General features: G+C 69.7%; 13 protein-coding genes and 1 tRNA gene. 9 read left to right on the top strand and 5 right to left on the bottom strand.

What is annotated here, in order from left to right; translation table 11 throughout:
- Nucleotides 1-128: 128 nt before the first annotated feature.
- Nucleotides 129-2,276, top strand: a complete 2,148-nt coding sequence (locus tag EJI01_RS18545) for a methyl-accepting chemotaxis protein (RefSeq protein WP_409513967.1) — start codon at nucleotides 129-131, stop codon at nucleotides 2,274-2,276.
- A 16-nt stretch (nucleotides 2,277-2,292) separates the two neighbouring features.
- Nucleotides 2,293-8,199: an Hpt domain-containing protein gene (locus tag EJI01_RS18540; protein ID WP_126838712.1), complete on the top strand. Its 5,907-nt coding sequence runs from the start codon at nucleotides 2,293-2,295 to the stop codon at nucleotides 8,197-8,199.
- A gap of 18 nt (nucleotides 8,200-8,217) precedes the next feature.
- Here the strand turns inward: EJI01_RS18540 and EJI01_RS18535 are convergent, their stop codons facing one another.
- Nucleotides 8,218-9,729, bottom strand: a complete 1,512-nt coding sequence (locus EJI01_RS18535; protein ID WP_126838606.1) for a cryptochrome/photolyase family protein — start codon at nucleotides 9,727-9,729, stop codon at nucleotides 8,218-8,220.
- Here EJI01_RS18535 and EJI01_RS18530 point away from each other — a divergent pair.
- The 6 genes from EJI01_RS18530 (at nucleotide 9,728) to EJI01_RS18505 (ending at nucleotide 14,569) form a co-directional block, all read left to right on the top strand.
- Nucleotides 9,728-10,327: a YqgE/AlgH family protein gene (locus EJI01_RS18530; protein ID WP_126838605.1), complete on the top strand. Its 600-nt coding sequence runs from the start codon at nucleotides 9,728-9,730 to the stop codon at nucleotides 10,325-10,327. The genes EJI01_RS18535 and EJI01_RS18530 overlap by 2 nt on opposite strands.
- A gap of 97 nt (nucleotides 10,328-10,424) precedes the next feature.
- A complete protein-coding gene (gene ruvX / locus EJI01_RS18525; protein ID WP_126838604.1) occupies nucleotides 10,425-10,847 on the top strand; it encodes a Holliday junction resolvase RuvX in 423 nt (140 codons plus the stop codon).
- Nucleotides 10,844-11,341, top strand: coding sequence for a bifunctional pyr operon transcriptional regulator/uracil phosphoribosyltransferase PyrR (gene pyrR, locus EJI01_RS18520; protein WP_126838603.1), 498 nt, complete (start codon nucleotides 10,844-10,846; stop codon nucleotides 11,339-11,341). The genes ruvX and pyrR overlap by 4 nt, the downstream gene beginning before the upstream one ends.
- Nucleotides 11,342-11,426: 85 nt before the next feature.
- Nucleotides 11,427-12,389 (top strand): aspartate carbamoyltransferase catalytic subunit, encoded by a 963-nt coding sequence (locus EJI01_RS18515; RefSeq protein ID WP_126838602.1) that lies wholly within the window; start codon nucleotides 11,427-11,429, stop codon nucleotides 12,387-12,389.
- A 145-nt stretch (nucleotides 12,390-12,534) separates the two neighbouring features.
- A complete protein-coding gene (locus tag EJI01_RS18510; protein ID WP_126838601.1) occupies nucleotides 12,535-13,806 on the top strand; it encodes a dihydroorotase in 1,272 nt (423 codons plus the stop codon).
- Between the two features lie 19 nt (nucleotides 13,807-13,825).
- The gene (locus EJI01_RS18505) at nucleotides 13,826-14,569 is read left to right on the top strand and encodes a lysophospholipid acyltransferase family protein (RefSeq protein WP_126838600.1); all 744 of its coding nucleotides are present in this window, start codon (nucleotides 13,826-13,828) and stop codon (nucleotides 14,567-14,569) included.
- A 160-nt stretch (nucleotides 14,570-14,729) separates the two neighbouring features.
- Here the strand turns inward: EJI01_RS18505 and EJI01_RS18500 are convergent, their stop codons facing one another.
- Nucleotides 14,730-15,812: an NUDIX domain-containing protein gene (locus EJI01_RS18500; protein WP_126838599.1), complete on the bottom strand. Its 1,083-nt coding sequence runs from the start codon at nucleotides 15,810-15,812 to the stop codon at nucleotides 14,730-14,732.
- A 200-nt stretch (nucleotides 15,813-16,012) separates the two neighbouring features.
- On the opposite strand from EJI01_RS18500, the gene EJI01_RS18495 reads away from it, so the two are divergent.
- A complete protein-coding gene (locus EJI01_RS18495; RefSeq protein WP_126838598.1) occupies nucleotides 16,013-16,285 on the top strand; it encodes a hypothetical protein in 273 nt (90 codons plus the stop codon).
- A 9-nt stretch (nucleotides 16,286-16,294) separates the two neighbouring features.
- Here the strand turns inward: EJI01_RS18495 and EJI01_RS18490 are convergent.
- The 3 genes from EJI01_RS18490 to EJI01_RS18480 all read right to left on the bottom strand — a co-directional run bounded on the left by EJI01_RS18490 (nucleotide 16,295) and on the right by EJI01_RS18480 (nucleotide 22,328).
- A tRNA-Arg gene (locus EJI01_RS18490) sits at nucleotides 16,295-16,366 on the bottom strand.
- A gap of 24 nt (nucleotides 16,367-16,390) precedes the next feature.
- Nucleotides 16,391-20,437 (bottom strand): translocation/assembly module TamB domain-containing protein, encoded by a 4,047-nt coding sequence (locus EJI01_RS18485; protein WP_126838597.1) that lies wholly within the window; start codon nucleotides 20,435-20,437, stop codon nucleotides 16,391-16,393.
- A gap of 1 nt (nucleotide 20,438) precedes the next feature.
- A complete protein-coding gene (locus EJI01_RS18480; RefSeq protein WP_126838596.1) occupies nucleotides 20,439-22,328 on the bottom strand; it encodes an autotransporter assembly complex protein TamA in 1,890 nt (629 codons plus the stop codon).
- Between the last annotated feature and the right edge of the window lie 58 nt (nucleotides 22,329-22,386).

The raw sequence follows: 22,386 nt of genomic DNA, 5'->3' as shown, positions 1-22,386 counted from the left end.
ACATGCGTGTCGACAGCGGCTCGACCCTGTCGCTCGACAACATGGAAACCGTGCAGCCGCCCGAAGAGAAAACGGTGCGCATCCGGCGTGACGCGGTGCCCGAGTCGACGCCCGAGGCGGTTCTAGCCATGGACGCCGCCAACGACCAGGCGCCGGCCGGCAGCCTCGATGAACCGGCGCAGGCCGAAAACCAGGGCGCGGTTCCACCAGGGCCCGCGGGCGCGGTGCGCTCGCTGCGCTCGAACCCGGCGCGCCAGCAGCGCGTGCTCGCGATCGTTCTCGCGACCGTGGTGCTGTTGCTGCTGCTCGTCGCCGGCTCCGCCATCCTGCGCGCCGAACGGCTGGCGCAACAGGTCGCGGCCACTGGCCAGTCGCTGATGCAGTCGCAGCGTCTCGCCAAGTCGGTCTCGCAGGCGCTGGTGGGCAACGTTCCCGCTTTCGCGGAAGTCAAGGACAGCTCGGACGACCTCACGCGGCGCGTGCAGGGCTTGGCAAACGGCGACGATTCGCTCAAGCTGGAGCGCGTGGGCGGCCAGTACGACGCCGAACTCGGCAAGATCACGCCGCTGGTCGAACGCGCCGACAAGAGCGCCAAGGCCGTGCTGGCTCAGCAGCAGATCCTGACGCAGGTCGGTACCGCGCTACGCGACATCAATCGCCAGTCTTCCGATCTGCTCGAAATGACCGAGACCGTGGCCTCGCTCAAGATGCAGCAGAACGCCACCCTGCCGGAGATCTCGGCCGCCGGCCAGCTGGTGATGCTGACGCAGCGCATCGGCAAGTCGGCCAACGAGTTCCTCACGGTCGAAGGCGTGAGCCCCGACGCGGTGTTCCTGCTCGGCAAGGACCTGAACACCTTCCAGGAAGTCACGCGCGGCCTGCTCGAGGGCAACGCACAGCAGCGCCTGCCCGGCTCGCGCGATCCGCAGACGCGCCAGCAGCTCGAAGCCATCCTCAAGACCTACGAACAGACGCGCACGCAAGCCGGCGCCATTCTGGGCAACCTCCAGGGCCTGGTCGCCGCGCGCGAAGCGCAGGCCGCCATCCTGGCCGACAGCGAACCGCTGCGCACCTCGCTCGGCGACCTGCAGGACAAGCTCTCCGCCCGCACCGGCCTCGGCGCCGGCACGGTGGTGATGCTCTTCGTGCTGTCGCTGGCCGCGCTGGCGCTGGCCGGTGCCATCGGCTTCGTGCAGGTGCGCGAAGGCCGCGAACGCGCCCTGGCCGCCGAACGCGAACGTCTCGCCGCGGAGCGCGCTAGCGAAGACGCGGGCCGCGTCAATGCCGCCAATCAGGCGGCGATCTTGCGGCTGATGAACGAACTGCAAACCGTCGCCGAAGGCGATCTGACGCAGGAAGCGACGGTGACCGAAGACATCACGGGCGCCATCGCCGACTCGGTGAACTACACGGTGGAAGAACTTCGCCTGCTGGTGGGCAACGTGCAGAACACGGCGACGCGGGTGGCGCAGACCACCTCGCAGGTGGAAAGCACCTCGACCGAACTGCTGGCGGCCTCGACCGAACAACTGCGCGAGATCCGCGAAACCGGCCAGTCGGTGCTCACGATGGCCGAGCGAATCAACGGCGTGTCCTCGCAGGCGCAAGAGTCGGCCACGGTGGCGCGCCAGTCGCTGGAAGCCGCTTCCTCCGGCCTGCAGGCCGTGCAGAACGCGATCGGCGGCATGAACTCGATCCGCGACCAGATCCAGGAAACCTCCAAGCGCATCAAGCGCCTCGGCGAATCCTCGCAGGAGATCGGCGAAATCACCGAGCTGATCTCGGACATTACCGAACAGACCAATGTGCTGGCGCTCAACGCAGCCATCCAGGCCGCGTCGGCCGGAGAAGCCGGCCGCGGCTTCTCGGTGGTGGCGGAAGAAGTGCAGCGACTGGCCGAACGCTCGGCAGACGCCACGCGCCAGATCTCGGCGCTGGTGAAGGCGATTCAGACCGACACGCAGGATGCGGTCGGCGCCATGGAGCGCTCCACGCAGGGTGTGGTGGAAGGGGCCAAGCTCTCCGACAACGCCGGTACCGCGCTGTCCGAGATCGACCGCGTGTCGCGCCGCCTTGCCGAGCTGATCGAGCAGATCTCGCAATCCGCTTCCCGCGAGGCCGACTCGGCCAACGTCGTGGCCGCCAACATCCAGCACATTTTCGCCGTGACCGAGCAGACCGGCGAAGGCACGCGCACCACCGCACAGCAGGTCCGCGAGCTCTCGCACATGGCCGAGGAACTGCGCCAGTCGGTGTCACGTTTCAAGATTGTCTGAACGCCGAGCGCAGAACGTGTCGATCCAAAGCCCTGCCACCGCCCCAGTAGCTGGCAACGCGCCAGCCACCGAAGATCTCGGGCCGCTGGCCTGGGTGCTCGGAGAAATCCAGAAGTCGCTCGACAACGCCAGCAAGACGCTGCGGCGCTTCGCCCGCGAGGCCGGCAGCGCCCCGGAGACCGACACCACGCCGCTGCGCATGGCGCGGCAGCAGCTGCACCAGGCCGTCGGTGCGCTGCAGATGGTGGGCCATTCGGCGCCGGCGCTGGTGCTGGGCGCGATGGAGTTCGCAGTCCAGAGCTTCATCGCGGAGCCGGCGCGCTGCACCGAAGCCGCCGTCCACAAGATCGACCGCGCGGGCTTCGCCGCCACCGATTTCCTCAATGCGCTGCTGGCGGGCAAGACGGTGTCCTCGGTCGCGCTGTTCCCCCAGTACCGCGACGTGCTGGAACTGGTCGGCAACGAGCGCGTCCATCCGGCCGACCTGTGGAGCATGAGCTGGCGCTGGGTCGAGATCAAGCCGGCGCCGACGCAGACCGCGCTGGTGTACGACCCGGCGGTCCGCTCCAAGCTCGATCGCGAAGTGCTCAAGATCGTCAAGAGCGGCGACGACCATGCCGCGCGTCGACTTCAGGCCTTGTGCCTGGGCCTGGGACGCGGCGCCTCGGTGCCGCGCGTCGCCAGTTTCTGGACCCTCGCGGCGGGCTTCTTCGAGGCCCTGGCGCTGTCGCTGATTCCTACCGATTCCCATGTGAAGCGCGCCGCTTCGCGCGTGCTGCTGCAGTACGCCACCCTGGCGCGCGGCGACAACACGGTATCGGATCGCCTGGGCCAGGACTTGCTGTTCTTCTGTGCGCAGGCCGTGCCCGGCCCGCGCGACGAAGCCGCCACGCTGCGCGCGGTGCGCGTCGCCTGGGGCGTGGCCAACGAGCAGAAGGTCGACTACGCGATCGAACAGTTCGGCCGCTTCGACCCGCTGGTGCTCGCGCAGGCGCGCAAGCGCATCGAGGCCGCCAAGGAAATGTGGTCGGCGCTCTCGGGCGGCGACGTTTCGCGCACGCGGCAGGTGGCCGACACCTTCGTCCAGCTCGGCGAGTCGCTGCAGAAGCTGCATCCGCCGAGCCTGCCGATGGTGCAGGCCATGAACAACGCGGTCGACGCCTCGCTGCGTTCGGCCAAGCCGCCGGCCACCGAGCTGGCAATGGAAGTTGCGACCTCGGTCCTCTATCTCGAAGCCGCGTTCGAGGACCTCGATCCGCACGACCGGCAATTGACGGCGCGCACGGTGCAACTGGCCGGCCGCATCGAACGCGTGCGCGAAGGCGGCCGTTCGGAGCCGCTCGAGCCGTGGATGGAAGAGCTCTACCGCCGCGTGAGCGACCGCCAGACCATGGGCACCGTGGTCGGCGAACTACGCGCCCACCTGAGCGAACTCGAAAAATCGCTCGACCAGTTCTTCCGCCGACCGGCCGACAAGAGCGTGCTGCGCACGGTGCCGACCCAGCTGCTGCAGATGCGCGGCGTGTTCTCGGTGCTCGGCCTCGACCAGGCCGCGCAAACCGTGCAGCGCATGCGCGACAACGTCGACCATCTGCTGGCCGAGGAAGCCGCTCCCACCGAAGCCAGCGATTTTGACGCCCTCGGCAACAACCTCGGCGCGCTGGGCTTCCTGATCGACATGCTCGGCTACCAGCCGGCGCTTGCCAAGCGCTTGTTCGTGTTCGACAGCGAAGCCGGCGAGCTCAAGCCGCTGATGGGCCGCCAGGCCAACGACACCGCCGGGCCCGAAGCGACGGCGCCGGTTTCCTTCGCCTCCGCGTCCGGACCTGTCGCAGTCACCGACACCGTGCTGAGCGTCGAAGAAGTCGACGCCCAGATCGCTGCCAAGCTTGCCGCGCTGGCTGTCCCGACACGCAAGGCGCCTTCGCCGATCGAGGAATTCAGCCGCGCCACCGCGAGCTGGACCGCCAAGATCACCGGCCCGGCGCCGCTGGACGGCCTGCCCGACACGGAAGTGACGGAGCTCGAGGAAGACGATCTCCAGAACATCTTCCTCGACGAGGCCCGCGAGGTGCTGCACAACGGCCTGGCCGCCGTGTCGGCGCTCGGCGCGCAGCCGGACGACAACGGCGAACTGACCGTGCTGCGGCGCGCCTTCCACACCCTGAAGGGCAGCTCGCGCATGGTCGGGCTGATGGATTTCGGCGAGGCCGCGTGGTCCTTCGAGCAGGTGCTCAACACCTGGCTGGCCGACCAGCGTCCGGCCACGCCCGAGCTGCTTGCCGGCACCAAGCGCGCACTGACGGATTTCGCGAAGTGGGTCGAAGCCATCGCCGCCAGCGAGCCGCACGGTTGGCAGTCCGCACCCTTCCGCAGCATGGCCGAAGCGCTGCGTACCGGAGAACCGCTGGCGCCGGCGCGCGTGGCCGGCGCCGAAGCCCTGGTGGCCGCAGCGCGCCATATCGCGGCCGAAGAAACCATGGCCGAGGCCAAGGCTGCGCCCGACGCGCAGCCCGAGCCGCTTCCCCTGCCGGAACTTCCCGAGATCGAATTCGATCTGGGCCCGATCGCAGTCGAGACGCCGAGCGGTGGCGAGCCGGAGCTCGTTTCTCACTCCGCCAGCGTCGACGCCGACGAATTCGCCGCGACCGATTTCCTCGATTTCGAAGCCCAGCCGACCCCGCCCACGAACGAGCCCGCGCCGCCGGCCGAGCTCGAAGAAATCGACTTCCTCGAAACCGCGCACGTCTCGATCGAGCCCGCGCTGGCGCTGCCGGCCGAGCCCGTCCTCGACGCGCCTTCTCCGATCCCGGCGCCTGTTGCGGAACCCGAGCCCACGCCGGAACCTGCATGGGCACTGGACGTCGAGCCTGAAGCCACACCGGAGCCCGAGGCCCCCGTGGCCCCGGCGGTCGCCGAGCAGGCGGTCGAAGAACTGCCGCAAGCGCTGCAGGAGCCCGAGCCCGAGGCAATTGCCGCAAGCGCAGAACCCGAAGCCGAGCCCGAGCGTCCGGCCCCGAGCGCCGACGACCAGGTGAAGGTGATCGGCCCGCTGCGCATCGGCATCGCGCTCTACAACGTCTATCTCAACGAAGCCGACGAATGGTCGCGCCAGCTGGCCACCGAGGTCGGCGAGTGGGCGCTCGAAACCCACGAACGGGTGTCGGACTCGACCATCGGGCTCGCCCATTCGCTCGCCGGCAGTTCCGCGACCGTGGGCTTCCAGGGCCTGTCGGACATGGCGCGCTCGATCGAGGCGGCGCTGCAGCATCTGCACATGCAGGGCCGCGGCACGCCGGCGCAAGGTGCCGTGCTGCTGGCGGCAGCCGAAGAATTGCGGCGCTTGCTGCACCAGTTCGCCGCCGGCTTCCTGCACGAGCCCGCCGAAGAAACCATGCGCGCGCTGCGCGATGTCGCCGCCTCGCCGATGCCGATCGACATGGGCGAAGCCGCGATCGGATCGGTCGCCTCGTTGCGCTTTGCCGTCCCCGACGTGGCGCTCGACGACTCCGAGGACGCGATCGATGTTACCGACGTGATCGACGTCGACCTGTTCCCGATCTTCGAGGAAGAGGCGGCCGAACTGCTGCCTCAGCTCGGCACCGCCTTGCGCGAGTGGTCGCAGCATCCCGAGGACCCGGCGCCCCGTGCATCCACGCTGCGCACCCTGCACACGCTCAAGGGCAGCGCCCGGCTGGCCGGTGCCATGCGACTGGGCGAACGTGCCCACCGCATGGAATCCGAGATCGAGGCGATCAGCGCCGAGGGCGCCGACCGCCAGGCGATCGAGCGTCTGCTCACCCGCTTCGACACGCTGCAAGCCACCTTCGACGGGCTGCGCGCCGCCGACGACGCGATCCAGACCGAACTGGTGCAGCGGGTGGTCGCAGCCGCTCCGCCGGCTCCCGCCGTATCGGCCGCCGACGCTGCCGAGCCGGAGTTGGGTACGGCGGAGCCGATGCCCGTTGGCGAGGCAGATGCAGCGCGCCGCGCGGTAGCGCTGCCTTCGCCGTCCGCATTGACGCCGCTGCGCACCATCTCGAGCCAGGCGGTGCGCATTCGCACCCATCTGCTCGACCGCCTGGTGGCGCAGGCCGGTGAAGTCATCATCACGCGTTCGCGGCTCGAGGCCGAACTGGGCCAGCTGCGCAGTTCGCTCGGTGATCTCACCGGCAACCTCGACCGGCTGCGCCAGCAACTGCGCGACATCGAGGTCCAGGCCGAAAGCCAGATGCAATCGCGCCTGGCCCAGGCCAAGGACTCGCAGCAAGGCTTCGACCCGCTCGAGTTCGACCGCTTCACGCGCGTGCAGGAACTCACCCGCATGATGGCCGAGTCGGTCAACGACGTGGCCACCGTGCAGCGCACGCTCCAGAAGACCGTGCAGGCGACAGAAGACGACCTGAGCGCGCAGGCGCGCCAGACGCGCGAACTCCAGCGCGGGCTGCTGCGCACGCGCATGGTGGAGTTCGAAGGCATTTCGGAGCGCCTCTACCGCGTGGTGCGGCAAGCCTCCAAGGACACCGGCAAGCAGGTGCGCCTGGACATCGTCGGCGGCTCGATCGAGATGGACCGCGGCGTGCTGGACCGCATGACGCCCGCCTTCGAGCACCTGCTGCGCAACTGCGTCGCACACGGCATCGAGGACGTGGCGGCGCGCGAGAAGGCCGGCAAGGATGCCAGCGGCCTGATCGTCATCGAGCTGCACCACGAAGGCAACGACGTCTCGGTGAGTTTCCGCGACGACGGCGCGGGCCTCAACCACAAGCGCATCCTCGAGCGCGCGCAGTCCCTGGGCCTGGTCGCGCAAGGGCAGAAGCTCAGCGACGACGAGGCCGCCGAACTGATCTTCCAGCCCGGCTTCTCGACCGCCGAGCAGGTGTCGGAACTGGCCGGCCGCGGCATCGGCATGGACGTGGTGCGCGCGCAGGTCGCAGCGCTCGGCGGCCGAATCGAAACCCAAAGCAAGCCGGGCGAGGGCACCAGCTTCAAGCTCGTGCTGCCGCTGACCACCGCAGTGACCCACGTGGTCATGCTGCGCGCCGGCGCCACTTCGATCGGCGTGCCGTCCAACCTGGTGGAGCTGGTGCAGCGCGCCGGCGGCTCCGAGCTCGAAACCGCCTACCTCAACCAACGCTATGCCTTCGCCGGCGAGCAGGTGCCCTTCTTCTGGACCGGCGCATTGCTGCAGTCCTCGGCGCACAGCGACCGCGCAATCGGCAAGACCAACACCATCGTCATGGTGCGAAGCGCGCAGCAACGCGTGGCGCTGCACGTGGACGAAGTGCTGGGCAACCAGGAAGTCGTGGTCAAGAACCTCGGTCCGCAGCTCTCGCGGCTGCCGGGCATGGCCGGCATCTCGGTGCTGGCTTCGGGTGCGGTGGCGATGATCTACAACCCTGTCGCGCTGGCTGCGGTGCATGGCGAGAAAGCGCGCCAGCTTCAGGCCAAGGGCGCGGCAGCAGCCGCCGCGGCGCAGCAGCAGGGTGCGCGCGGCGCCGATGCCGTGGTGGCCCCGCAGGCGGCGCCGCAGATTCCCCTGGTGCTGGTGGTCGACGACTCGATCACGGTGCGGCGCGTCACGCAGCGCCTGCTGCAGCGCGAAGGCTACCGCGTGTCGCTGGCGGCCGACGGCCTGCAGGCGCTGGAGCGGTTGCAGCAGGAACGGCCGGCGGTGGTGCTGTCCGACATCGAGATGCCGCGCATGGATGGCTTCGACCTCGCGCGCAATATCCGCGCCGACGAGTCGCTGGCCGGCCTGCCGATCATCATGATCACCTCGCGCATCGCCGAGAAGCACCGCGATCACGCGCGCACGCTGGGTGTCAACCACTACCTCGGCAAGCCCTACTCCGAAGAAGAGCTGCTGCGGCTGGTGCGCAGCTACACCAGCGCCGAGCTGCCGGTGGCGATGGCGGCCTGAGCGGGCGAGGCAGCGCCCTCAGGCGCTGCCTTTCCTCTTGTCGAGTGCGCTGCGCACCACCCCGTAGCGCTGCAGCGTCCGCTCGCGCGCCTCGGCGTGATCGACGATCGGCTTCGGATAGTTCTCGCCCAACTTCACCCCGGCCGCTTCCAGCTCCAGCGGCTTGGCCGTCCATGGCGCGTGGATCGCCGCGTTGGGCAGCTTCGCGAGCTGCGGCAGGTAGCGGCGGATGAACTTGCCTTCGGGGTCGAAGCGCTCGCTCTGCGTCACGGGATTGAAGATCCGAAAGTAGGGCTGCGCATCGCAGCCGCTGGAGCTCGCCCACTGCCAGCCGCCGTTGTTCGACGACAACTCGAAGTCGTTCAGGTGCAGCGCGAAGTAGCGCTCGCCGCGCCGCCAGTCCAGCCCCAGGTCCTTGCAGAGAAAGCTGGCCGCCACCATGCGCAGCCGGTTGTGCATGTAGCCGCTCTGGTTGATCTGCGCCATCGCGGCGTCGACCAGCGGGTAGCCGGTCTGGCCTTTGCACCAGGCATCGAACAGCAGGTCGGCGTGCTTGCCGTGGTGCCACTGGATCTTGTCGTACTCCGGTCTGAAGCTGCGCGACTCGCCGCCCTCCGCCACGTAAGGATGGCGAGCCAGGATCTGGAAATAGAAGTCGCGCCAAATGAGCTCGCCGAGCCAGGTCGCGGCGCCCGCGTCGCCCTGCAGCGAGAGCTGGTACGCCATGCCCGCGAGCTGCCGGATCGAGACCGTGCCGAAGCGCAGGTGGACGCCCAGGTAGCTGGGGCCGCGCACCGCGGGGTAGTCGCGCGCCGTGTCGTAGCGGCCGATGCGCTGGAAGAAGTCGCCGAGCAGCGCAGCGGCGCCCTGGCTGCCGGTCGGGATGTCGAGCTCGGCCAGGTTGCTCTTTTCGAAGCCGATCTCGGCCAGCACCGGCACCGGCGCGCTGAATTTCTCCGGCGCGGGCTCGAGTGCATCGGCGTAGCCGCGCACGGGATAGGGCTTCAAATAGAAGGCATCGACCTTGGCCAGCCAGGCGCGCTTGTAGGGCGTGAACACCGTGTAAGGCTGGCCGGTCTTTGTCAGCAGCTCGTCGCGTTCGAAGACGGCCTGGTCCTTGTGGGTGTGGAAGGCGATGCCGGCGTTGGCGAGCGCGCCGAAGACCTTGGCGTCGCGCGCGAGGGCGTCGGGCTCGTCGTCGCGGTTCGCGAACACGGCTTGCACATCCAGCGCGCGCGCCAGCGGCGCGATCTCGTCCGCGGCGACCGCGTGGCGCACGATCAGCCCGCCGCCCAGCGCGCGCAGCTCGGCATCGAGCTCGACCAGTGATTCGCGGATGAATTCGACGCGCCGGTCCACGCGCGGCAGCACGTCGAGGATCGCGCGGTCGAAGACGAACACGCAGAGCACCTGCCGGCAATTGCGCAGCGCATGGTAGAGCGCCGCGTTGTCGTCCACCCGGAGGTCGCGGCGGAACCACATCAGGCCCTTGGGATAGCTTTTGTCGACGGCCAGTAAAATCGGCGGCATGGCCTCCGATTCTGCCCCGATGAACCTCACGCATCACTTCCTGATCGCGATGCCGGGGCTGGCAGACAAGTCCTTCAGCCGCAGCGTGGTCTATCTCTGCGAGCACAGCGAGCGCGGCGCGCTCGGCTTGGTGATCAACAAGCCCAGCGACATCAACCTCAAGGTGCTGTTCGAGAAGATCGAGCTCCACCTCTCGCGTCCCGAGCTCGGCAGCGCGCCCGTGTTCCAGGGCGGGCCGGTGCAGACCGAGCGCGGCTTCGTGCTGCACGAGCCGGTGTTCTCCGATGCCGAAAAACCCAATGAATCCGTCTACGCCTCGACCATGACCATTCCCGGCGGGCTGGAGATGACGACCTCCAAGGACGTGCTGGAAGCCCTGGCCACCGGCGCCGGACCGCGCAAGGTGCTGGTCTCGCTCGGCTACGCGGCCTGGGGCGAGGGCCAGCTCGAGTCCGAGCTGGCAGAGAACAGCTGGCTCACGGTGGGTGCCGATCCGGCGGTGATCTTCGACACGCCGATCGAGCAGCGCTACGACAAGGCCCTGTCGCTGCTGGGCCTCGAGGCCTGGACGCTGTCGCCCGATGCGGGGCATGCATGAGCGCAGCGCCGGGCCGCCCCAAGCAAGCTCGCGCCCCCGCCGGGGGCAGCGAGGACACGCAGTGCCGAGCGTGGGGGCTCAAGTGAAGGCTTCGGCGATGCCTGACAGCGCTGCTCCTTCCGTCCTTGTTCCTTCCCATTTCCAAAGCTTTCTGGCCTTCGACTACGGGCAGAAGCGCACAGGCGTCGCCAGCGGCAACCGGCTGCTGAAGAGCGCCACGCCGCAAGCCACCATCAAGGCCGAAGGCGACGCACGCTTTGCGCAGGTCGAAGCCCGCATCCGCGAATGGCAGCCCGATGCGCTGGTGGTCGGCGTTCCCCGCCATCCCGACGGCGCCCCGCACGACAACACCCGGGCTGCCCAGCGTTTCGCACGGCAGCTGAGGGGCCGCTTCGGACTGCCCGTCTACGAGGTCGACGAGCGCTACAGCACGACCGAGGCGCTGGCATCGGGCGCGCGCGACGCCGATGCCGCATCGGCCTGCATCATTCTTGAACAGTTCCTGAGGAGCCTTCCGTGAATTCGATACCTGACGCCGAAGCGCTCTACATCGAGCTGCTGCGCGGCGTGAAATCCCTCCTGCGCCATGACACGCGCCTGGTCGGAATCACCTCCGGCGGCGCCTGGCTGGTCGAGCGGCTGCAAAAAGACCTGGGCCTCGCCGGCGCCCCCGGCACCATCTCCTCGGCCATGCACCGCGACGACTTCGCGCGCCGCGGCCTGGCCGCGAGCGCGCAGACCCATCTCCCCTTCGACGTCAACGGCGCCGACGTGCTCCTGCTCGACGACGTGCTCTACACCGGCCGCACCCTGCGCGCGGTGCTGAACGAACTGTTCGACTTCGGCCGGCCGGCCTGCGTGCGGCTCGCGGTGCTGGTGGACCGCGGCGGACGCGAGCTGCCGGTGGCGGCCGACTTCGCAGCCACGCGCGTCGAACTGCCGGCATCGAAGTCGCTTGCCCTGGCACGCGACGGCAATGGCGTGTTCAGCCTCCAGGTCGAGGAAAGCAAATGAACTGCCCCCACGCTCATCACTTCGTGTATTCGCTGCCCCCCGAGGGGGCGCAGGCCTCCCTTGGGGCGGCCCGGCGGGAGGCCTGATGCTCTACAAACGCAACCCCCAACTCAACAAGAACGGCGAGCTGATCCACCTGCTCTCGATCGAGGGCCTGCCGAAGGACATCGTCACCCACATTCTCGACACCGCTGCCAACTTCACGAGCGTGAGCGACCGCGAGGTGAAGAAGGTGCCGCTGCTGCGCGGCAAGAGCGTGTTCAACCTGTTCTTCGAGAACTCGACCCGCACCCGCACCACCTTCGAGATCGCGGCCAAGCGGCTGTCGGCCGACGTCATCAACCTCGACATCGCGCGCTCGTCGGCGACCAAGGGCGAATCGCTGCTCGACACCATCGCCAACCTGAGCGCGATGGCGGCCGACCTGTTCGTCGTGCGGCACAGCGAGTCGGGCGCACCCTACCTGATCGCGCAGCATGTCGCACCGCACGTGCACGTGGTGAATGCCGGCGACGGCCGGCACGCGCATCCGACGCAGGGGCTGCTCGACATGTACACGATCCGCCACTACAAGAAGGATTTTTCCAACCTCACGGTGGCGATCGTCGGCGACGTGCTGCACTCGCGCGTGGCGCGCTCCGACATCCACGGCCTCACCACGCTGGGCTGCGCCGAGGTGCGCGTGGTCGGCCCCAAGACGCTGGTGCCGGGCGACATGGCGCAGATGGGCGTGCGCGTCTGCCACTCGCTCGAGGAAGGCATCAAGGACTGCGACGTGATCATCATGCTGCGGCTGCAGAACGAGCGCATGAGCGGCGCGCTGCTGCCTTCGTCGCAGGAATTCTTCAAGACCTACGGTCTCACGCCCGAGAAGCTGCAGCTCGCCAAGCCCGATGCGATCGTGATGCATCCGGGGCCGATCAACCGCGGCGTCGAGATCGACTCTGCCGTGGTCGACGGGCAGCAGAGCGTGATCCTGCCGCAGGTCACATTCGGCATCGCGGTCCGCATGGCTGTGATGAGCATCGTCGCCGGAAACGAAGCATGAAATGGCGAGCGTTCGGCTACTGCGCGCCCCGATCTCGCGCCTGCGCTGCTCGCCGTACGGGTGTACGGCTGCGCTGCTCGACGCGACCTCGGGCCGCTCGCTACGCCGCTCGCTCGCCATTTCCGTCGAGCCATAGAGAACAACCATGAAAACTCTGATCACCAATGGGCGCGTCATCGATCCTGCGTCGGGCATCGACCGCCAGGCCGACGTGGCCATCGCCGACGGCAAGGTGCTCGCCATCGGCAGCGTCCCGGCGGATTTCAGCGCCGACCGCGCGCTCGATGCCCAGGGCTGCCTCGTCGTGCCCGGCCTGGTGGACTTAGCCGCGCGCCTGCGCGAGCCCGGCTACGAACACGAAGGCATGCTGGAGAGCGAGATGGCCGCGGCAGTTGCCGGCGGCGTCACCAGCCTGGTCTGCCCGCCCGACACCGACCCGGTGCTCGACGAGCCCGGCCTGGTCGAGATGCTCAAGTTCCGCGCCGAGAAGATGCAGAGCGCACGCCTGTTCCCGCTCGGCGCGCTCACGCGCGGCCTCGCGGGCGAGGTGCTCACCGAGATGGCCGAGCTCACCGAGGCCGGCTGCATCGGCTTCGGCCAAGCCGACATCCCGCTGAGCAACACGCAGGTGCTGCAGCGCGCGCTGCTCTACGCCAGCACCTTCGGCTACACCGTATGGCTGCGTCCTCAGGATCGCGACCTGGGCAAGGGCGTGGCTGCCAGCGGCCCGCTCGCCACCCGACTCGGCCTGGCCGGCGTGCCGGTCGCGGCCGAGACGATCGCGATCTTCACCATCGTCGAACTCATGCGCGGCACCGGCGCGCGCGTGCACCTGTGCCGCCTGTCGAGCGCGGCCGGCGTCGAGCTGGTGCGCGCCGCCAAGGCCGAAGGCCTGCCGCTCACTTGCGATGTCAGCATCAACTCGCTGCATTTGGCCGACACCGACATCGGCTTCTTCGATAGCCGCGCGCGGCTCAATCCGCCGCTGCGGCAGCAGCGCGACCGCGATGCGCTTTCCGCCGCGCTGGCCGACGGCACGATCGATGCGCTGGTCTCCGACCACACGCCGGTGGAGGCCGATGCCAAGACCCTGCCTTTCGCCGAGAGCGAGCCGGGCGCAACGGGGCTCGAGCTGCTGCTGCCGCTGGCGCTGCAATGGGGCGAACAGAGCGGCGTCGGGCTGGCGCGTGCCATCGAGGTCGTGAGCGCGGCGCCGGCCAGGCTGATCGGCGCGGCGGAAGCAGGGCGCTTGGCGCCGGGCGGCGCGGCCGACCTCTGCGTCGTCGATCCCGCGCTCGAATGGCAGGTACGGCCCGAGGCGCTGCGCAGCCAGGGCAAGCACACGCCCTTCGGCGGCTACGCGCTGCGCGGACAAGCGCGCTTCACGCTGGTGGGCGGACGGCTGGTCCACGGCTGAACCGGGGGAACACCGCGCGATGCAGGTCCTGTCCGCCCTCCTGAAGCTGGTGCGCGCCCTGGCGCACGCGCATGTCGGCTGGTGGACCATCCGCACACAGTTTCACAAGCTCTCGCCGGCGGAGCGCGAGCAGCGCGTGCAGCAGTGGGCCGAGCGCATGCTGACCCTGATGGGCGTCCGCCTCGTGGTGCAGGGAACGCCCCCGGCCCGCGGGCCGGTGCTGATGGTGAGCAACCACCTCTCGTGGCTGGACATCCTCACTATCCACGCGGCGCGCCACGTGCGCTTCGTTTCCAAGGCGAACGTGCAGTATTGGCCGCTGATCGGCACGCTCTCGACCGGCGCCGGCTCGCTCTACATCGAACGCGAACGCCGCCGCGATGCGCTGCGGGTGGTGCACCACATGACCGAGGCGCTGTGCAACGGCGACGTGATCGCGGTGTTCCCCGAGGGCACCACCAGCGACGGCAGCGGCGTGCTGCCCTTCCACGCCAACCTGCTGCAGGCTGCCATCTCCTCGGGCGCGCCGGTGCAACCCATCGCGCTGCGTTTTGCGGACGCGGCCACCGGCGAAACCAGCGAGGCGCCGCGCTACATCGACGACGACAACTTGGCCAGCTCGCTGTGGCAGGTGCTGAAGGCGCCGCCGCTCCTGGCTATCGTGCGCTTCGGCGAGCCCCAGCCCTCCTGGGGCCGCGATCGCCGCGCCTGGGCGCTGTCGCTGCATGCCGACGTGCAGGCGCTGCGCCGCCAGGCGCACTGATCAGACGGCAAAAAAACAGCGCCCCGTTGGGCGCTGTGCAACGGCGCCGTAAGCGCCGGGAGGAGGAACTGGATGTGCAAGCACATTAGCCGCCGCCCCCCTTCCGCCCTGCCGGAGAAGGCAATGCACGCACGTGGGCGTTGGCCTACAGGTCGCTACATCACCGTGGCGACGCCAGCGCGGCCGGCCGGGGCAGCAGCCCGAGGAAGTGGTCGAGCATCTGGAAGTGGTCGTCCAGGAACTGCTCTTCGCGCGCGCACAGCTCGCCGATCGGCACCCATTCGACGGCCTCGGCATCGTCGTCGGCGCGCACCGCCGGCAGCGCCCGATCGCCCAGATCGAAGAAGTGCCCGTGCGTGATGGTGCGGCCGCGCTGGCTGCGGTCGGGCCGGTCGAAGACCTCGGTGCTGGCCAGGCAGGCGAGCAGCGCGGCGGCCGGGAGATCGAGGTGCGTTTCTTCCTCGAGTTCGCGCAGCGCGGACTGCAGCGTGGTCTCGCGCTGTTCGAGAAAGCCGCCCGGCACCGCTGTCAGGCCCTTGCCCGGCGCATGGCCGCGGCGAATCAGCAGCGCGCGGTCGCGGCATTTCACGACGCAGTCGACGGTGACCAGCACCACCGGGTAGGGCGATGCGGCCCATGACGCGTCGTGCTGCCGGAGGATCTCCCACTCCTGGCCGAGCTGGCCGAACAGCGGCCCGGCCATCCAGTCGCGCAGAAAGGTGAGGGTGCTGGCCGGCACGGCGCGGGCCAGCGTTTGCGGTGCGTCCTTCGCGCCGCCGAAGATCGCGGCGCGCACCGCGTTCGCGCTCGCGGTGTGAACGCGCGCTACCGTTTGCAGCGTCCAGCCTTCGAAGCCGTGGAGGTAGTCGCGCGTGGCGTCCTTGACGTGGCCGATCAGCACGGTTGACGAAGAGGAAGGCGCGGCGCCTTGCGCGGCGAGCGCGGCATCGATCTCCTGCCGCACCTCGGCGAACCAGCGCTCGTCGTCGAAGTGGTCGCGCATCGGCACGAAGAGCACGCGCTGCCGGTCGGCGTCCGGCAGTGCAAGGCGGATCATCTCCGCGCGCTCCTGCCAGCTGAAGGGGTTCTTCGGCGAGCGCGCCTGGAAGGCGGAACCGATCACCACCGCCACGCGCGGCGCCGCATCGAGCGCCTTCTTCAGCAGGGCCTGGTGGGCGTTGTGAAAAGGCTGGAAGCGGCCGATGAGGACGGCAAGATCGTGTGCTGGGGGTTGGGCGGTCATGAGCGAATTCTGGCAGCCGCCGGTGTCGCCTCCGCGGTGCCCCGGTGCATTGCAGCCAGGCGCGTCATGACAAAGCGCCTATGGAGAAACGAATACTTAAGGCGTACTCTCGATGCAGTGGCCGCCGCGCCCTTTCTGACGAGGCGATTCGGCCGAACCGGGGTTGGAAAGGACAAAGCGACATGGGGTCACCAGCAGAGATGCGCAAGAGACTTCAACGGTTGTTCGTTTGGATGTTCCTGCTTGCGACGATCTCGCTGTCCAGCTTGGTCGGGGTCGAGATCGTCTTTCCACCTCCGCCTATCTCTCCTCCACCAGAGCGTTCGCTCCTGGATCTTCTCGAATTCGATCTGCCCGACCCGAAGCTGCTGGCGGTCGTGGTGGCGATGGTCGTGGAGGTTGCGTCATTCGCGGGCCTGGCCATCACGAAGCTGCTGGATTGGCTGGACGTTCGGCATCACCGCTCTGCCTAGTCGGCAGTGTGCCCTCGACAGGAATCGAACCTGTATCTGAGTCTTAGGAGGACCCCGTTCTATCCATTGAACTACGAGGACGAAGGCGATGGCGACTTTACCAGTTCAGTCGTACTTCACCGTGTAGATCAGGTCGATACCGCTTTGCTGGCCGGCCTGGCCGCGCAGGGTCAGCCGGCGGGTCAGGTCGTAGAAGATGAACAGCGAGCCGAGGGTGCCCGAGAGGCTGCGTTCGTAGGTGAGGTAGAAATCCTTGGAGATGCGCTTGCCCACGGTGACGGCGGATTCGCGCAGGTCGCCGCCGTTGCCCGGGCCCTTGAAGCCGATCTCGTCGAGGCCGAAGCGGCTCGCGAGCCCGCCGCCGGTGCCGCCCTTGCCGAGCCCGCCCAGCAAGGCCAGCGCCGCCTGCTGCAGCAGGACCGATTCGCCGCCGCTGGTGGCCGAGGCGCGGCCCAGCACGACCCATGACAGGGTCTCCGCGTCCGACAGCGTCGGCTCGGAATACAGGCGCACGCGCGGCGTTTGCGCTGTGCCGCTGATCTGGACGCCGGCGCGCTGGGAAATGTTGGGCCGGATCGCGAGGATGTCGAGCGCCGGGTTGTCGTAGGGGCCGTTGAAGCGTGCGATGCCGGTTTCCACATCCAGCCGCTGGCCGTAGGCGCGGTACTGGCCCTTGACGGTCCTGACCTCGCCCGTGATACGCGGCGGCGCGTTCAACGCGGCGCTGCGGATGTCGAGCTTGCCTTCCAGCCGCGTAGTGAGGCCGCGCCCCTGCACGGCGAAGTCGTCGCCGAGATCGAAGCTGACCGCGATGTCGGGCGGCTTGGCGGTCTGCGCCTTGGCCACCCGCGCCTCGTCGCGCCCCAACTGGCGCTGGGCGGCTTCGGCCGCCTCGCGGTCCTTGGCGGCCGAGCGCACCACCACGTCGCTGCCGAGGCTGGGTGCGGTCTCGTCGGGCAGGATGACGACGGCGCGATCGGTCTTGAGGTTGCCGCGCACGCTGAATTGACCGTTGTCGAGCCGCATCTGCAAATCGCCCGAGAGCGTGACCTGGCGGTCGCTGCGCACCAGTATGCGCAGCGCGCGCAGCTGGGCCTGCACGGCCATGCGGATGCCGGTGCCGGCGACCGGTGCCGCGCCCCAGCTGAGTTCGCCGCGCGCCGAGATCGTGCCGCCGTCGCTCGCGGCCGCGCTGGCCGCGGTGCTGAGATTGCCGCTCTGGCCCGGGATGCGCGCGGTGCTGCCGGTGCCGCCCTTGAGCGTGAACTCGGTGATCTCGATGCGCTCGCCCGTGAGCGTCGCGCGCAGGCGCCCGTCGCGCAGGTCCAGCCCCTCGACCAGCGCGCGCAGCGCGAGCTTGTCGGCACCGAGCGTGCCGTTCCAGCGCGGCGCGGCGCGATTGCCCGAGAGCGCCGCGTCGGCCTCCAGCGTGCCGGCCACGCGCCAGCCCGGCGGCGCCAGCATCGACCAGACGCCAAGATTGGGCAGGCGCGCCGTCACGCGGCCGGCGAGCGGTGCATCCGGCGCCCATTGCCAGCCGCCCGCGCGCTGCAGCACGCGCGTGCTGGCTTCGGCATTGATCTGGCCGGCGCGTTCGCTGTCCCAGGCCAGGCCGGCGCGCACGATATCGCCCTCGGCATCGAGCCGCAGCTCGGCCTGGCGCAGGCCGGCCGGCGTGCTCTGGCCGTCGCCGGCCGCGTTCATGCTGCGTTCGCTCGCGCTGCCGGTGCCGCGGCTCGTGATGCGGGTGACCAGCGCCGCCTCGCCGGCCTGTACGCGGATGTCGCCGCTTTCGCGCGTGAGCCGGACGCGCGCGCGCAACGCATCGACGGCATCGATGTCCCATTCGCCGTTGAAGAGTAGATCGCCGCTGATGCCGACCTCGGCCAGCGCGGCGCCACCACCCAGCGCCTCGGCCCAGGCCATCGGCAGGCCCTGCATGCGGCCCTTCGATTGCAGGCGGAAGGCGCGATTGGAGGCGCCGCCGCTGTGGCTGTAGCGCAGGGGTTCCCATTCCATGCGCACGGTGCCGGGCGCCGGCCCGCGCAGCGTGGCAGCCGCGGCGGAGGCCTCGACGTCGAGGCGGTCCGCCGTGCCGCTGCGCAGGGTGGCGTTGACGGCGCGGCTCAGCTCCACGGTCCAGGGACCGCTGCTGGCGGCGGCGCTGTCCTGCATCTGCGCGCGCAAGCTGGCGACCGCGACGCGCCACTGCTTCGCCCGTTCCAGGCCGCCGCTGGCGCGCGTGTCCAGCGTGAATTTCTGCGTGCCGTTGCGGGCCTCGCCCTTCAGGTCCAACGTGGCCCGCGCCAGGCTGCCGGCGAGCTCGGCGCGCAGCTCGCGCAACTGCACGGTCTTCGCGGGCCCGTTGGCGGGCGGCGCCACGCGCAGGTCCAGGCGCGGCACGGACAGGCTGGCTTTCAGCGTGGGCTCGGCCGAGCCGCGCGGCGCCGGCTCGCTGGCGTTCTGCAGCCGCCGCTGCACGGCCTGCCAGCCGCCTTGCCAGTTGGCATCGAGCCGCGCGCTGCCCTGTGCGCTCGTGCCCGCGAACACCTCCGAAAGTCCGGGCAGGCGCTCGACCCAGGCCTGCAGCGCGGCCGCATCGTCGACCTGGGCCTGAATCGCCCCGCCGCCGCTGGCCGGAGCGATGCGGCCCTGCACCTGCGCGCCGCCGCCGGGCATCGCGAGCTTCAGGTCGCCGCTCGCGGCCTGCTCGGCGATGCGAACCTGCAGCTTGCCTTCGATGCTGGCATTCGATGCCTCGATGCGCAGCGTGCGCAGCTCCAGCACCTGCGCCTGCCATTGGCCGCGCGCCAGCGCGCGGTCCAGGCGCAGGCCTTCCATCGCCTTGCTGCCGGCGCCGCCCTCGGCCTGCAGCGCCACGTCGAATATCAGCGCTTCGCCGCGCTGCTCGGCGGTGACGCTGCCGCTCACCGGTGCGCCGGCAAGCTCGGTGTGCAGCGCGCCGGGACGCACGCTGCGCACCCTGGCCCGCGCCTGCCACGGTGCGGGCGCGGGGCTCCAGCGGCCCTCGGCCTCGATGCGGCCGCCGCCGGCGCGCACGGTCGCCTGGGGCAGTGTCCAGGTCGTGCCGTCGAAGCTGGCGCGCGCCTCGATCTGCTCGACGGGCAGCTTGCCGGTGTCCCAGGGGCCGGACTGTGCGTTGCGGATGTCGGCGCTGGCCTGCCAGACCGTGCCGGCGCCCGCGCTGCCCGCGTCGGGGCCGGCCTCGACGCTGCCGCTCAGCAGCGTGGCGGGCGCCTCGGGCCACAGGCGGGCCAGGTCGACGTTCTGCAGATCGGCCTTGGCGTCGATCACCGGCTGCGGCAGCCAGGGCGCGATGTGGGCGTCGAGCTGTGCCTGCATCGGCGCAGCCGCGCTGTCCTCGGCCGGCTTCAATTGCGCTGCGACCGCCAGCCGAGCCTCGGCGCCGGCGAGCGTGCCTTTCACGGTCGCCTGCGCCAGCACGTCGATGCCGCGGTCCTCGGCCAGCGGGGCGCGCACCCGGCCGTCGAGCGCGGCATCGATGGCCATCGGCGCCGGGCCTTGAAGCTTGACGCGTGCGCTGTAGTGGCCGTCGGCGATGTCCACGCCCGTCACCTCGAGCTGGTGCTCGGCGCCGGCGTAGCGGTAGCTGCCGGCCAAATGGGTGGCCTGCAGCGCGGGCGGGCCGGCCCAGCGCAGTTCGTCGATGCGAAAGGGCAGCTCGACCTCGACCGGCAACACGATCTGCTCCAGGGGTTCGAGCGGCTTGTCCTCGATCGGGCCACGGCGCTCGACGAGCAGCCGCGCTGCATGCACTTCGCCGAGCTGCACCTTGCGCTTCAAGAGCGGCGCCAACTGCCAGCCGATCTTCGCGTCGTGCACCTCCACCGCGAGGCTCTCGCTCTGCCAGCGCAGCCAGCCGATGCGTCCGCCCGCGCGCAGCGAACCCGTGACGTCGCGGCTTTCCAGCGTCTGGCCGGCGGGCAGGTAGCGCGCGGCGCGCGCGAGCGCGAAGGCCAGCGATTCGTTCGAACCCAGCCACCACCACGCGCCGGCCGTGAGCACGCCCACCAGCAGGACCAGGCCGAGGAGGCTCCAGGCCAGCGCGCGCAGCGCGCGGCGGCCGAGCGAGCGCTTCGGTGGAGCGGAGAGTTGCGTCGCCTGCTGCATATCAGAAGGTGAAGCCCAGCCGCAGGTGCAGCCGGAATCTCTTGGTGTCCAAGCCGTAGGCTAAGTCGGCCTGTACCGGCCCTACCGGGCTGCGCCAACGCGCGCCCACGCCGACGCCGACCTTGGCCTTGAGTTCGCCGGGCTTGTCGGCCACCGCACCGGCATCCACGAACACCGTGCTCTCCCATTCGGTCATCTTTCCGCGGTAGACGAAGGGGCGCTGCCATTCGACGCTGGCCACGCCGAGGTAGCGGCCGGCGACGATCTGGCCGTCGCTGCGGACGGTGCCGATCTGGCGATAGCTGTAGCCGCGCACGGTGGTGTCGCCGCCGGTCAGGTACATCAGCGTGGAGGGGATCTGCGCGCTGTCCTTGGCCAGCACGGCGCCGGCCTCGGCGCGCAGCTGGATGCGGCCGCGGCGCGCTTGCGTGCCGTCGTCGCTCGTCACTGTGCCGAGCGGCACGATGCCGAGCCAGCGTCCGTAGACGCGCGTGAAGGGCAGGTGCTCGCCGGTCAGCGTGTAGCCGAGGCCGAGCTCCAGCGCCAGGCCGTGGCCGCGCGTCGGCGCGCCCGCGTCGTCGAAGTAGCGACCGGTCCAGCCCCAGTTGACGCTCAGCGCCGAGGCCGAGGGCGGCGCGTTGAAGCCGCGGTTCTGCGCATAGTCGTACTGCAGGAAGTAGTTGAAGTCGATGTGGTCGCCGGCCTTGCTGCGTCCGCCGCGCAGCCGGCCGCTGTCGACCTCGTAGCTGCCGGAGGTTTCGCTCTTCAGCAAACCCGAGCTGAACAAGCGCCAACCCTTGTCGTCGGGAATCGCGTTCCACTCGGTGCCGAGCGACTTGGTTTCGCGGTCCACCGAGAGCTTGGAGACGGCGCGCCAGCCGAGCAGCGGCATGCGGTTGTGGATGTGGTCGACCGATAGCCGCGGCCCGCTGTCGGTGGTAAAGCCCGCGCCCAGCACCACCTTCTGCAGCGGCGCCTCGCGCACCTGGGCGATGACCGGCGCCCACAGCGGGTTGGTGCCGTTGGTGTCGAGGGTGAGGAAGACGGAGTCGAAGTAGCCGCTGCTCGCGAGGCGCTGCTGCGCATCGAGCAGCTTCTGCTGGTCGTAGTCGGTGCCGGTGGGCACGCGCGCGATCCGGCGTGTGCCGTCGGGGTCGTAGCGCTCGTTGCCGCGCACCTCGAGCGGACCGAAGCGGTAGGCGGGGCCGGACTGGTAGTTGAGGCTGAGCTTGGCCTCGCTGCGGTCGGCATCGATTTCGGCCCGGCTCGAGGCGATGCTGCCGGTGGGGAAGCGCTTGGCCGTCAGGCTGCGCAGGGTGGCGGCCTTGGCGTTGTCCCAGGCCTGCTGGGTGAAGGGCTGCCCGGCGCGCAGCGGCCAGTCGGTGCGGATCGAGTCGCGCTGGGCCTCTGCCGTGGCGTCGTTCTCGATCGGCCCGCTGAAGCCGATCTGCACGTTGGCGACGCGCGTGAGTTCGCCGGGTTCGACGGTGATCCTCACCTCGCGCGGCGCGCGGGCTTCAGGCGTCTCGCGCAGTTCGAGCGTGAGCGTGGGCGTGAAGTAGCCGAGGGTGCCGAGCAGCTCGCGCACGTTCCCTTCGGCGGCCACCATCAGGCGCGAGAGCTCGGCCGCGCCGAGGTCGTCGAGCTGGCGATAGCGCTGGATTTCGAGATGGCGCACGAGGTAGTCGCGCACCGTGTCCGGCGCCTTCACCTCTACCGTGAACGCATCGCGCTGCGATGCCGGCCTGTCGCTCGTTACCGGGCTCGCGGCAGCTTCAGTTTCCGCCGGCTCGCTCTTCGGCAGCAGGCTGCACCCTTGCAACAGAAGGGTGCCTGCACAAAAGAACGCCGGCATCCACGCCGGCGCGAGAGAGCGAACCACCCTGAGCATGCGGCCATTTTGACAGCATGCGCAGCGCCCTCGGCGGGCGGGTGAGCGCGGGGCTCCG

It is taken from the genome of Variovorax sp. MHTC-1 (assembly GCF_003984645.1).
In the GTDB taxonomy this organism is placed as follows: domain Bacteria; phylum Pseudomonadota; class Gammaproteobacteria; order Burkholderiales; family Burkholderiaceae_C; genus Variovorax.
This window is presented reverse-complemented; position numbering and strand designations above follow the sequence as displayed.

Excerpts from the sequence above, each read along its gene's own strand:
- EJI01_RS18545 (WP_409513967.1), top strand. The coding sequence starts at position 129 with ATGGACGCCGCCAACGACCAGGCGCCGGCCGGCAGCCTCGATGAACCG.
- EJI01_RS18480 (WP_126838596.1), bottom strand. The coding sequence starts at position 22,328 with ATGCTCAGGGTGGTTCGCTCTCTCGCGCCGGCGTGGATGCCGGCGTTC.
- EJI01_RS18515 (WP_126838602.1), top strand. The coding sequence starts at position 11,427 with ATGCTCTACAAACGCAACCCCCAACTCAACAAGAACGGCGAGCTGATC.
- EJI01_RS18530 (WP_126838605.1), top strand. The coding sequence starts at position 9,728 with ATGGCCTCCGATTCTGCCCCGATGAACCTCACGCATCACTTCCTGATC.
- EJI01_RS18535 (WP_126838606.1), bottom strand. The coding sequence starts at position 9,729 with ATGCCGCCGATTTTACTGGCCGTCGACAAAAGCTATCCCAAGGGCCTG.
- EJI01_RS18485 (WP_126838597.1), bottom strand. The coding sequence starts at position 20,437 with ATGCAGCAGGCGACGCAACTCTCCGCTCCACCGAAGCGCTCGCTCGGC.
- EJI01_RS18510 (WP_126838601.1), top strand. The coding sequence starts at position 12,535 with ATGAAAACTCTGATCACCAATGGGCGCGTCATCGATCCTGCGTCGGGC.
- ruvX (WP_126838604.1), top strand. The coding sequence starts at position 10,425 with ATGCCTGACAGCGCTGCTCCTTCCGTCCTTGTTCCTTCCCATTTCCAA.
- EJI01_RS18500 (WP_126838599.1), bottom strand. The coding sequence starts at position 15,812 with ATGACCGCCCAACCCCCAGCACACGATCTTGCCGTCCTCATCGGCCGC.
- EJI01_RS18505 (WP_126838600.1), top strand. The coding sequence starts at position 13,826 with ATGCAGGTCCTGTCCGCCCTCCTGAAGCTGGTGCGCGCCCTGGCGCAC.
- EJI01_RS18495 (WP_126838598.1), top strand. The coding sequence starts at position 16,013 with ATGCGCAAGAGACTTCAACGGTTGTTCGTTTGGATGTTCCTGCTTGCG.